Source organism: Veillonella atypica KON, from assembly GCF_002959915.1.
Classification (GTDB): Bacteria; Bacillota; Negativicutes; order Veillonellales; family Veillonellaceae; genus Veillonella; species Veillonella atypica.
On record NZ_PPDE01000001.1, the window covers coordinates 156,409 to 167,930 of the forward strand.

The following is an 11,522-nucleotide window of genomic DNA, read 5'->3' on the forward strand; positions in this document are numbered from 1 at the left end:
CCACCATAGAGCTACACACTCTATGTGATACATTCGTATCAGAATCTCTCTCTTACACACAATAACTACACACAAGCAAAAAGAGCTCCTCAGTGAAGGAGCTCTTTTTGTATTTGTTTATAATTTTATTTAATATGTTTAGAACCGCGTTCTGTCATAGCTACGCCTTCTTTGCAGAGAGGGCATTCCTCTGGTTTGTATGTTGGCACTTCAAGGTTAAGTAATGCTTGTACTTTTTCTTTTGGTACACCGAATTCAGCTTTTCCGCCAGAACGGTTAACGAGAAGACCTACGCCTACGATTTCACCGCCGGATTGGTTAACTACGTTAACAACTTCTTGTACGGAACCGCCTGTAGTTACGATATCTTCTACGATTAGTACGCGTGTACCTGGTTCGATTTTGAATCCACGACGCAATGTCATAACGCCTTTTTCACGTTCTGTAAAGATAGCGCGTGTGCCTAATTCTTTACCGACTTCGTGAGCTAATAAGATACCGCCAGTCATAGGTCCAATAACGAGTTCTACGTTTTGATCGCGGAAACGTTCAGCTAATTCTTTACACAATGTTTCAGTGTACTTTGGATGTTGTAATACGTTGAATTTTTCAACGTACATAGGGCTATGTAGACCAGAAGTCAATAAGAAATGACCTTCTAAAATTGCTTGAGTATCGATAAGTAATTGTTTTACTTCTTGTTCTGACATCATTTGGATACACTCTCCATTTCTTCAATAATTAAACGTACCGCCTCTTGTGGATGTTCAGCCTGCGTAATAGGTCGGCCAATAACAAGGCGAGATGCACCATCCTGTAATGCACTCGATGGTGTAGCAATGCGCTTTTGGTCATTTGTAGCTGCGAAGGATGGGCGAATACCTGGTGTAACGATAAGGAAATCAGGTCCACAGGCCTCGCGAATCATCTTAGCCTCTAAAGCGGAACATACAACACCGTCCATACCGGATTCTTTTGCTAGTTTAGCAAGGCGAATGACTTGGTCTGCAATTGGTAATTGACCGCCAATAGATGTCCAAGATTCGTCATCAAAGCTCGTTAAAACGGTAATAGCCAATAGTTTTGGACGTTCGATGCCTAGTTTTTCAGCGCTTTCACGAGCAGCCTCAGCGGCAGCTTTCATCATTATAGGGCCACCTTGACCATGAATGGTAATTAAATTGGCGCCTAAACGAGTAAGGGAAGATACGCCATGGGCCACCGTATTAGGAATATCATGTAATTTCAAATCGAGAAATACATGTTTGCCGTGCTCTTGCAAATAGCGAACCGTTTGGTCCCCTTCGGCGTAGAATAATTCCATGCCCACCTTATAGAAACTAACGGAGTCCCCGAGTGAGGAAGCGATAGATTTCATCGCATCCATTGTGGATACGTCGAGGGCGACGATTAATCTGTCATCTGCCATGTTATAACCTCCATAGTACTTATATATCTAAATAATTTTCACATAGAATAGGGCGTCCTGTCAATGAAAATCCGTTGTGAAAGTCGGCTTAAGAACTGCTTTTATACATCGATTTTCTTCGCGTTCATGATATAATAAATACAGAAGTGAAGATGATTCCTAATACGAGTTGATATATGTATATCGGACTGATGTATATAATATGTTGTTAATAGCTAAGAAAGGATTACCATGTTAGATTTTGTAGCATTGGATTTTGAAACAGCTAATAAATATAAAAATAGCGCCTGTTCCTTAGCGGTCATTACCGTTGAAAATGGGCAGATTACCAAAAAAGCATATAGTCTTATTAAACCACCGTTTATGTCCTTTGACCCAGAATGTATTGAAATTCATGGAATTGAACCTAAAGAAGTGTTGCATGAAAAGACATTTGATCAACTATGGCCTGCTATCTATGAAAATCATTTGAAGGGAAAAATCATGATTGCCCATAATGCAAAATTCGATATGAATGTATTGCGTGCCACTCTTGATTACTATAACATTCCTTGGCCAGAACTTGACTATGCGTGTACTGTAAAAATTTCTCGTGCCGTATGGCCCGATTTGGTAAATCACAAATTGAACACAATGGCGGCGTACTTAGGCATAGAATTTAAGCATCATTATGCATTGGATGATGCTGAAACATGCGCCAAGGTTGCTATCGAGGCAGCTCGCTTGAAAGGGGCGAACTCACTACCCGAACTACTTTCAAAAACAGGCGTACCTCTTGAACCATTTATCGATGAAAAAAATAAAGCTGCACAAGCAGAATTACATAAGGAACCAGAACCAGAGCAGATGTCCTTTTTCTAAAGACGTGCTCGGTTACGATGGTAACTAATCCTGATAGAATAATAGATTGTTTTGGAGGTAGTCATGTTAGGTAAAGAACTATTAACCTATGTGGATCATACATTGTTAAGACCCATTGCTACATGGGACGAAATTAAGGTGATTTGTGAAGATGCATTGGCCTATCATACGGCATCAGTTTGCATTCCCCCCGATTTTGTGGCATCCGCTCATAATGCATATCCCAATTTGAATGTTTGTACCGTTATTGGGTTTCCTCTAGGCTATCAAACGACAGAATCCAAGGTGGCGGAAGCGAAACAAGCTATTGCAGAAGGTGCATCAGAAGTGGATATGGTCATCAATCTAGGTGATGCGAAACAAGGGGATTTTCATGCTATAACAGAGGAAATCAAGGCTCTTAAATCCGTATGCGGTGATAACATTTTAAAGGTTATCATCGAGGCCTGTTTCTTAACGAATGAAGAAAAGATAGAACTATGCCATTGTGTAACGGAAGGCGGCGCAGATTTTATCAAGACCTCAACTGGATTTGGTAGTGGTGGCGCTACATTAGAAGATGTGCAACTATTTAAGAAGCACATTGGTCCTAATGTACAGATTAAGGCTGCCGGAGGCATTCGTTCCATTTCTGATATGAAGGCTTATATTGCAGAAGGGTGTAGTCGTATCGGGGCGAGTGCGGCCGTAGAGCTCCTAAAAGATCATTTGGACGAAGAAGTATAAAGAAAAACCACCTAGGCAGTGCTTAGGTGGTTTCTTAGAATGGCGGTGTAACTATGCGCATGTATGATATTATTTTGAAAAAAAGAGCCAATTTAGCACTAACAAATGAGGAAATTCGCTTTGTCATAGAGGGCTATGTACATGGTACTATTCCTGATTATCAAGTAAGTGCTCTATTGATGACCATCGTATTTAATGGTATGAATGCTCGTGAACTCGGTACGTTGACACTCTCGATGGCTCAGTCTGGACAAATGGTGGATTTATCGTCAATTGATGGTATCACCGTAGATAAACATAGTACAGGTGGTGTAGGGGATAAGACGACACTTATCATTGCTCCTTTAGTGGCCGCCTGTGGTGGTAAGGTCGCAAAAATGTCTGGTAGAGGCCTAGGGCATACAGGGGGGACTATCGATAAAATGGAATCGATTCCTCATTTGAAAGTATCCTTAAGTCAAGAAGATTTTATCGCCCAAGTCAATAGAATAGGCCTTGCTGTTATAGGTCAATCAGAAGGCTTGGCACCAGCCGATAAAAAACTTTATGCTTTGCGCGATGTAACGGGAACAGTGGACAGTATTCCTCTTATTGCTTCCTCCGTGATGAGCAAGAAATTGGCATCTGGTGCGCAAGCCATTCTACTAGATGTAAAGGTCGGCAGTGGAGCCTTTATGAAAACCATTGAAGAGGCCCGTTCCTTGGCTAAGGCTATGGTAGATATTGGACGTGAAAACGGTCGTTCCGTTAAGGCTGTTTTGACGGATATGGATCGGCCCCTTGGTCATGCCATAGGCAATGCCTTAGAAATTCGTGAGGTCATTGATACATTAAAAGGTCATGGCCCTGAGGACTTGACTCATGAATGTATTATCATGGCTGCTCACATGCTCGTTTTAAGCCACATCTGCGACTATGAAACCGCCCTAACTCGTGTGCGTGAGGCTCTCGATTCTGGCGCTGCACTCGAACGTCTACGCCTCATGATTGACGCTCAAGGTGGTAATAGCTCTGTGATTGATGATGAAAGCCTACTAGTTATCGGCCAATGTACATCTGATGTAATAGCGCCTAAGGCTGGTTACATTACCCATATGAATACCGAACAATGTGGTATAGCATCTGTTATGCTTGGTGCTGGCCGCACCATTAAAGATGGCCCTATCGATTATAGTGCAGGTATTATCATGCATAAAAAAACTGGTGATGCCATTACTGAAGGTGAAAGTATTGCGACCTTGTATGCCTCTGATGAAAGCTTACTTGCTAATGCGGCTAAGACCTATATAGAGGCGATTACAATTGGTGACGAACTGCCGAGCGTAGTGGATACAATCCTTGATATTGTGGAATAAGGAGTCGTATATGACAGAATTAGAAATTCAAAAACTTATGGATTGTGCCATAAAAGCTCGCGAAAACGCTTATTCTCCATATTCACATTTCGCTGTTGGCGCTGCTTTGTTATGCGAAGATAGTACCCTTTACGAAGGGTGCAATATAGAAAATGCTTCCTATGGTCTCACAAACTGTGCTGAACGAACGGCCATTTTTAAAGCCGTATCCGAAGGTCATATAAAATTTAAGGCCCTTGCCGTAGTTGCTGATACAGAAGGACCTTGTGCGCCATGTGGCGCATGTCGTCAGGTAATGGCTGAATTTAAAATACCTCTAATCATTATGGGGAACTTGATGGGGAATATAAAAATAGTAACTATGGAGGAACTATTACCATTTAGTTTTTCTGAATGCGATGTAACTGGTAAATAGATCCTTCTACAGTGAAATATACGTAGTACAAGAAAAAGGCTGGAGCGCGTAGCTCCAGCCTTTTAGCATAAGATAATGACCATTAGAATGCAGGAACAATTGCACCTTGGTATTTATCTTGAATGAATTTTTTGATTTCAGGGCTATGAAGAGCTTCCATCAATTTCTTGATACGAGGGTCGTTTTCATTGCCTTTAAGAACAGTTACGATATTTACGTAAGGGGAATCATTAGATTCGATGAACAATGCATCTTTACCAGGGTTAAGACCTGCACTTAATGCATAGTTTGTGTTGATAGCTGCTAGTGCAACATCGTCGATGGAACGAGGCACTTGAGCGGCTTCTAATTCTACGAATTGGTAACCATTAGGATTAGAAGCGATATCTTGTACAGTGGATAAGATATTGTTAGAGTCTTTCAATGTGATAAGACCAGCTTTTTGTAATAACATTAATGCACGACCACCATTTGTAGGGTCATTAGGAATAGCGATTTTTGCACCTTTAGGAAGGTCTTTTAAATCTTTGATTTGACGGGAATATAAGCCCATTGGTTCAAGATGAACGCCACCCACAGATACTAGAGGAAGGTTATGAGCTTTCGCAAATTCGTCCATGTATGGCACATGTTGGAAGAAGTTAGCGTCGATTTCTTTATCACCCAATGCTAGATTTGGTGTATTGTAATCAGTGAATTCTGTGATTTGTAAATCGATATTATCTTTTGCTAAAATCGGTTTTACTTGTTCTAAGATTTCCGCATGTGGTACTGCAGTAGCACCAATTTTTAATACTTGTTTGTCACCGCTGCTAGCCGCTTTATTATTATCGCTGCCGCAACCTGCGATTAATAGCGCACCGCCGAGAACGACTGTAGCCGCTAATGCTAAAAATTTGTTCATACAAACACTCTCCTTTTCGAGAAAATTAAATGTAATTCGATAAGCTTATAGTACTAAATTATTTCCCATCATGCAAGTATGTATTATTAGTAGTTATCCATAACTAAAAGTTATATAGAAAGAGGAGCTGCCATTCAAAACCGACTTTGGCCCTGCGTAGGCCGTAGGCCGGAGTCAGACCCGGCCGGTGGAGGTTTTGAGTGGTAGCTCCTTTGCTTATTGTCTTTTAGTTTGGTTAACGGCTAATAATGAGCCCTATACCTAATAGTAATTGATATAACATAGCAGCACCAGCGGTAGTACCCATGGCTTTATCTAATTTGATTTCGTCCACATGGGTATAGAATGTTTTGATGGTTTTAAATGCTGGGATGATGGCTAGTAATGCGAGTAATGCTGGGATTGGGAGGACTTTCAAATAGATCCAGGCTCCAATCCAGAAGAAGTTAAAGATATAGGTGATGCTCATTAGGCTGATGGCACGGTCGCGGCCTAATACAATTGGTAATGTGCGACGACCGTGTTTTTCATCGTTTCGAATATCTCGAATGTTGTTGGTGAGCATGATGGATCCAACTAATAGAGTAGCCGGTAGTGCAGGGATTAGGAATGCTAGTGAAAGTTCACGCGTCCACGCAAAGCCTGTAATGAGGACAATAGCAAAACCCATGGCGATACCGGATGAGATCTCCCCAAATGGTGTGCGAGAAATTGGCTTTGGGCCACCTGAATACAAAAAACTAATTAAAATACAGATGATGCCGGCCGGAATGTACCACCATGTAATGGTGGCTGATAGGTATAGGCCGATGATGATAGGTACAATCATAAGAACCTTAATCATAGTGGAGATGAGCTTTGGCGTCACAGCACCACGGGTAAGGGAACCAGCATTACCTATTTTTTGCCCCGCATCAAGACCAGATTTAAAATCTTTCAATTCATTCCATAAATTGGCAATGATTTGAGCCGATACGACGGCTAAAAATATAAGAATTGTATGGAATATGGCGAGTCCTGTGCCATGAAGTGCACCGAAGGTATAATAACTAAATGCAGCACCTAAGATGGTTGGCCCTAATGCAGCAGCCAATGTGCGAGGTCTAGTGAGAGGAATTAATTCTTGTATCATAATGGTGTGGCGAAATGCCAACTCCTTTCTGTTAGAAATACGTTTTCTTATCTTTAAGTATTGTATAGTACATTAGGAGAAATGTAAATTTGGTGTACCTATCATGTTAGTACAATTGTATAGTATAATATTATATGTATATTTAAAATTCTTAATTTAACTTACTTATATAATTCAATTCATATATTCATGAGGTGAGACTATGAAAACGTGGAGTAAGAAGGTAATGACACTAGCTTGCGCGACCTGCTTAACGGTAGGTATGGCGGCTGTAGCTTGTGCCGATACAATTGATTTAGGCTATGGTCAGTATGCTACCACTAATAATGGTGTACACGCGGTAGCTGTAGATGCGATTCCTACAAATCCTACTTTCAGAACGATGGAACAAAATAAGACCCTTCAAACAGCTAATGAGCGAGCTGCAAAATCTATGAATGACCGCATAAAAACATCCTACCCAATGGTAAAAGAGGAATTTAAAGGTACTGCTCTAGATGGGTATAGTTTGTACCAATTATCTGGGGATAGTATATTAGGTCATCATACAGGTTGGTTGCTTACATACAATGTAAATAAAGAGGCGATTAATTATCTCGATCGTACAGCTACTCAAATTGTTAACGCAGCAATGGCCGATAAACAAGTGAAAGCACAATCTGTTAGCGAGCCTTACACAAAATCTAATGCAGAGAAGTTTATTTCAAAAATGGCCACAGTTACACTTGATCGCAAGATGTTAGAACCACAAATGGCAAATTTAAATGCTACTATGCATCGCGACATGATTAAAACAATACAACAAAGTGCTATGCAAGATGCGTCGTTGTCGCAAAAGAATAGACAAAGTGTGCAAGAGGGCGTAGATCTGTTTAAGAGAGTCATCCCTAACTTTACAATGGGCGCTACAGAAATATCATTTAAACCATATACATCTAAGTTTGGTGCTATGGCTGGTATGAGTGTGCGCGGCAGCTTAAAATATGATGGTTTTGTATTGCCTGGTAGCTTAACTATGTATGCAATGCCACAAAACGATGGGCTTACAGTACAAATCTTGGCTACCGAAGATACGAGCCGAGATTACTGGTCAGGACAATTAGAATCCATGTATGGATTGAAAACCCTAAAGGGAGGCAATAAATAATGAAACCTTTAAAAACTCTTGTATTAGCAGCATGTTTAGTTGGTGCTGTGACTAGTTTTGCGGGCGCAACGGATGTAAAAACATTAGCAGGGACTATGTCTGTTCCTAATACAGTTACGGTGGCGACCGCATCTGATACAAATTCAGTGGATATTATAAAGGATTTGCTTATCAAGGATAATGCAAAACCAACTACGAATAAACGGACCCGTCAAAGTAATGAGGATGCATTATCTGCGCTTAACTATATGGGCGTTTCCTATGATGTATATCAATTACAAGGGGAAGATAAAACCGGCCAAAAGGACGCTTTGTTAGTGGCCGTAGATTTGAAAACAGCAGCCAATGCATTGTTTGATAACCCTAAGGCTAATGCGTCTGTCCTTCCTGTATTAGCCATACTCAATAATGGTGAGTTGGATCCGATTACAGAACAACTCATGTTGACTACGGTTAATAATCTGTTGCCAAAAGAATCTAAAACATTTACATTGCCAGATAAGAACGTACCCGGTTCCATCTATGTAAGTGCTGGTACAGGTTACAGCACTGCCGTTGGTGTAGTTGGTGAAAGCCAAAAACCTACTACAATTACTGTAGAAAACACAGAACAAATGGAGAAAATGAATAATACAAAGTATCAAACATATACGGTAGGTTCTCGTGTATTAGTTGATGCGGAAGGTATCAAATTCCCATATTATGCAAAAGCAGCACTCGTAATGAATCCACAAAAGCCTACATTGTTCTTGGCATTGACTAGTGATGTACAACGTCAATATTTTATGCCAATCTTTGCAGATGCTTTCAAATCTATTAAATAAAATATATTGAAAAACATCGATATTAATGTATAATAATTTCTATATGATGTATGTATTGTAAAAGGAGTCCTATTATGAAAACAATTCACACAGATAAAGCGCCTGCAGCAGTAGGTCCCTATTCCCAAGCTAAAGTAGCTGGCGGTTTCTTGTTCGCTTCTGGTCAGGTAGCGATTAACCCGGCTACGGGTTCCGTAGTTGAAGGAGGTATCGAAGCACAAACTGAACAAGTATGCAAAAATATTGAAGCTGTATTAGCCGAAGCAGGTTCTGATTTCTCCAAGGTTATCAAAACAACATGCTTCTTAGCTGATATCAATGACTTCAAACCTTTCAACGAAGTATATGCAAAATATTTTACATCTAAACCAGCTCGTTCTTGCGTGGCTGTAAAAGATCTTCCATTGGGCGTTGCAGTAGAAGTGGAAATCATCGCGGAAGTATAATATGGATTATATTTCATTATTACAAAAAGAAATGCGACCTGCCTTTGGCTGTACAGAGCCAATCGCTCTTGCCTATGCAGCAGCCAAGGCCGCATCCGTATTGGATGAGTTTCCCAACCACATTCATGCACGATGCAGTGCCAATATCATTAAAAACGTAAAATCCGTGGTCATTCCGAACTCTGGAGGCCGCAAAGGCTTAGCGGCGGCTACCGTACTCGGTGCCATCGTAGGCCATCCAGAACGAGAACTAGAGGTGTTAGAATCGACTACCGATGAAGATCGTAAGTGGTTAGGCACCTTATTAGAGGCTAACTTTTGCACTGTAGAACTAGCAGAAGGTGTTGATAATCTCTACATTGAAATTACGGCAACCACCGATGAACATACGGCAGTGGTACGCATTGAAAATGCACATACCAATATTACCTATGTGTCCGTAGATGGAAATGTGATTTCTGAAACCATTAATGAAATTAAAGAGGCTGAAAGTAGTACTTGTCCGATGACATTCGATAGTATCTACGAATTTGCAAAAGCTAGTGACATTTCCGGTATCTTACCTAGCATTAAGCAGCAGGTAGAATATAATACGGCCATTTCGAATGAAGGTTTATCCAATGATTATGGTGCCAATATTGGGCGATTGTTATTGCTTGATGATGAAACCCCATCTCTAGAAACAAAGTGTAAGGCTCGTGCCGCAGCAGGATCCGATGCACGCATGAGTGGGTGCCCGTTGCCTGTAGTTATTTGCTCAGGCTCTGGCAATCAAGGATTGACCGTTTCAATGCCTATCATTACAACTGCTGAGGAACTCGATAAAACCGATGAGGAATTATATCGATCCCTTGTATTTGCCAATTTGTTAACGCTTTACGTTAAATCTGGTATTGGTAAACTATCCGCATATTGTGGCGTTGTATCGGCTGGCATTGTAAGTGTAGCTGGTATTGCCTTCTTGAAAGGCGATAGCAAAGATATCATCGAAGATACACTTGTAAATGGCCTTGTTAGTCTATCCGGTATCGTATGTGATGGGGCGAAACCATCTTGTGCCGGTAAAATTGCCATCTCCTTAGATGGAGCTTTCATGGGCTATAAACAAGCTCGCCTTAACAAGAGTTATCAAAAGGGTGATGGCCTTGTAGCTCACTCCGTTGATGATACCATCCGCAGTATTGGTACCGTGGCTCAAGGCATGAAAGAAACGGATGTCGTTATTTTGAATGAGATGTTAAAACATTAAGCTTTATATTGAAAATAAAATTAGATATAATAAAAGCTCTCTATAAAGGCTCTCTGTCAAATGTTGGGGTATTCACCCTACGAGTCTTCTTTGGCACCAATCATAGTTATGGTTGGTGCCATTCTTTTTGCTCAAAAGTAGAATACATACTCTAAATCTACCAAAGTGGCGAAGTCCATAGCTTATCCGTTTTAATACTTTAATTTTATTGTTAGTTCCTTCTGTGTATCCATTAGAATATGGAAGTAAGAATGCATTAGTTAATTGCGTCATCCATGCAGGAAATGATGTAAAGAAGTTATTAAATTCATTTAAGCCAGATGCTTTTACTAATTCCAACCAATGCGTTAAATGTGCAGCTATTCTTTGTTTACCATAGATTGAAAAGATTTTTCTAAAAGAAAGTTTTAAAGCATATGCTTTTCGTAAATCATCAGATATTCTGAGTATTTCACATAGTTTAATATGTTCGGCTTCCGTTAAATGGTCTGGATGCTTCATTAGTACACGTCGATTCTGTTTTAACATACGTGAATAAGCAGCCAGTTTATGTTGCTCACGCTTTCTAACTCGCTCTACCGCCCAATCTACAAGTCGACATACATGGTATCGATCACAGATAATATGCGCATGTGGAAATAGCGCCTCCATGATGCGCTTAAATTGTATGGACATATCCATTACAATAAACTTAACTTGTAGGCGATCCTTATGTTTAAATGATGCAAAATAGTGGATTAATGCTTGCGTATCACGTTTCGGTAAAATATCTAATATTTCATGTGTATCTGGATTAGTTAAATTAACTTGGTATTGGTAGCCTTCTGCATTTCCTTTAAACTCATCAATACCAATCACAGTGGGTAAGGTCTTGGGCTTAGGTATAGTGATCATAGAGCAATAACGTAATACTGTAGTAATAGATGTATCACACTCGTTAGCAATAGCTGTATAGGTTACACTTTCAGTAAGTTTATCAAATAGCATTCTAATATTAGTTACACTTAGTTGCATATGTTTTCGTACAAATGGAT

The 11,522-nt window shown here is 40.3% G+C and carries 13 protein-coding genes; 8 read left to right on the forward strand and 5 right to left on the reverse strand.

Going from position 1 to position 11,522, the window contains the following annotated elements; translation table 11 throughout:
• Nucleotides 1-125 precede the first annotated feature (125 nt).
• Nucleotides 126-713, reverse strand: a complete 588-nt coding sequence (gene pyrE, locus VAHSUH02_RS00795) for an orotate phosphoribosyltransferase (protein WP_005375671.1) — start codon at nucleotides 711-713, stop codon at nucleotides 126-128.
• Entirely contained in the window at nucleotides 710-1,429 is a 720-nt protein-coding gene (gene pyrF / locus VAHSUH02_RS00800; protein ID WP_005382201.1) for an orotidine-5'-phosphate decarboxylase, read from the reverse strand. The genes pyrE and pyrF overlap by 4 nt, the downstream gene beginning before the upstream one ends.
• Before the next feature lie 231 nt (nucleotides 1,430-1,660).
• Between pyrF and VAHSUH02_RS00805 the strand changes: the two genes are divergently transcribed.
• The 4 genes from VAHSUH02_RS00805 (at nucleotide 1,661) to VAHSUH02_RS00820 (ending at nucleotide 4,786) form a co-directional block, all read left to right on the forward strand.
• Entirely contained in the window at nucleotides 1,661-2,290 is a 630-nt protein-coding gene (locus VAHSUH02_RS00805; RefSeq protein WP_005382203.1) for a 3'-5' exonuclease, read from the forward strand.
• A gap of 63 nt (nucleotides 2,291-2,353) precedes the next feature.
• Entirely contained in the window at nucleotides 2,354-3,016 is a 663-nt protein-coding gene (gene deoC / locus VAHSUH02_RS00810; protein ID WP_005382204.1) for a deoxyribose-phosphate aldolase, read from the forward strand.
• Nucleotides 3,017-3,069: 53 nt separating this feature from the next.
• Nucleotides 3,070-4,371, forward strand: a complete 1,302-nt coding sequence (locus tag VAHSUH02_RS00815) for a pyrimidine-nucleoside phosphorylase (protein ID WP_005382205.1) — start codon at nucleotides 3,070-3,072, stop codon at nucleotides 4,369-4,371.
• A 10-nt stretch (nucleotides 4,372-4,381) separates the two neighbouring features.
• Complete coding sequence (locus tag VAHSUH02_RS00820) at nucleotides 4,382-4,786, forward strand: cytidine deaminase (RefSeq protein ID WP_005382207.1); 405 nt, start codon at nucleotides 4,382-4,384, stop codon at nucleotides 4,784-4,786.
• 82 nt (nucleotides 4,787-4,868) lie between these two features.
• Here the strand turns inward: VAHSUH02_RS00820 and VAHSUH02_RS00825 are convergent, their stop codons facing one another.
• Nucleotides 4,869-5,690: a MetQ/NlpA family ABC transporter substrate-binding protein gene (locus VAHSUH02_RS00825; RefSeq protein ID WP_005382209.1), complete on the reverse strand. Its 822-nt coding sequence runs from the start codon at nucleotides 5,688-5,690 to the stop codon at nucleotides 4,869-4,871.
• A gap of 235 nt (nucleotides 5,691-5,925) precedes the next feature.
• Nucleotides 5,926-6,822 carry a prenyltransferase gene (locus VAHSUH02_RS00830; RefSeq protein WP_005382211.1) on the reverse strand — a complete coding sequence of 299 codons (897 nt, stop codon included), beginning with the start codon at nucleotides 6,820-6,822 and terminating at the stop codon, nucleotides 5,926-5,928.
• A 202-nt stretch (nucleotides 6,823-7,024) separates the two neighbouring features.
• On the opposite strand from VAHSUH02_RS00830, the gene VAHSUH02_RS00835 reads away from it, so the two are divergent.
• The 4 genes from VAHSUH02_RS00835 to VAHSUH02_RS00850 all read left to right on the forward strand — a co-directional run bounded on the left by VAHSUH02_RS00835 (nucleotide 7,025) and on the right by VAHSUH02_RS00850 (nucleotide 10,488).
• The gene (locus VAHSUH02_RS00835) at nucleotides 7,025-7,969 is read left to right on the forward strand and encodes a hypothetical protein (protein WP_005382219.1); all 945 of its coding nucleotides are present in this window, start codon (nucleotides 7,025-7,027) and stop codon (nucleotides 7,967-7,969) included.
• Nucleotides 7,969-8,793, forward strand: coding sequence for a hypothetical protein (locus tag VAHSUH02_RS00840; protein ID WP_005382221.1), 825 nt, complete (start codon nucleotides 7,969-7,971; stop codon nucleotides 8,791-8,793). Before VAHSUH02_RS00835 ends, VAHSUH02_RS00840 begins: the two co-directional genes overlap by 1 nt.
• 74 nt (nucleotides 8,794-8,867) lie before the next feature.
• Nucleotides 8,868-9,239 carry a RidA family protein gene (locus tag VAHSUH02_RS00845; RefSeq protein ID WP_005375663.1) on the forward strand — a complete coding sequence of 124 codons (372 nt, stop codon included), beginning with the start codon at nucleotides 8,868-8,870 and terminating at the stop codon, nucleotides 9,237-9,239.
• A 1-nt stretch (nucleotide 9,240) separates the two neighbouring features.
• Nucleotides 9,241-10,488: an L-cysteine desulfidase family protein gene (locus VAHSUH02_RS00850; protein WP_005382223.1), complete on the forward strand. Its 1,248-nt coding sequence runs from the start codon at nucleotides 9,241-9,243 to the stop codon at nucleotides 10,486-10,488.
• A gap of 72 nt (nucleotides 10,489-10,560) precedes the next feature.
• On the opposite strand, the gene VAHSUH02_RS00855 is transcribed toward VAHSUH02_RS00850, so the two are convergent.
• A partial coding sequence (locus tag VAHSUH02_RS00855) for an ISL3 family transposase (RefSeq protein ID WP_105112023.1) occupies nucleotides 10,561-11,522 on the reverse strand: 962 nt, incomplete at its 5' end.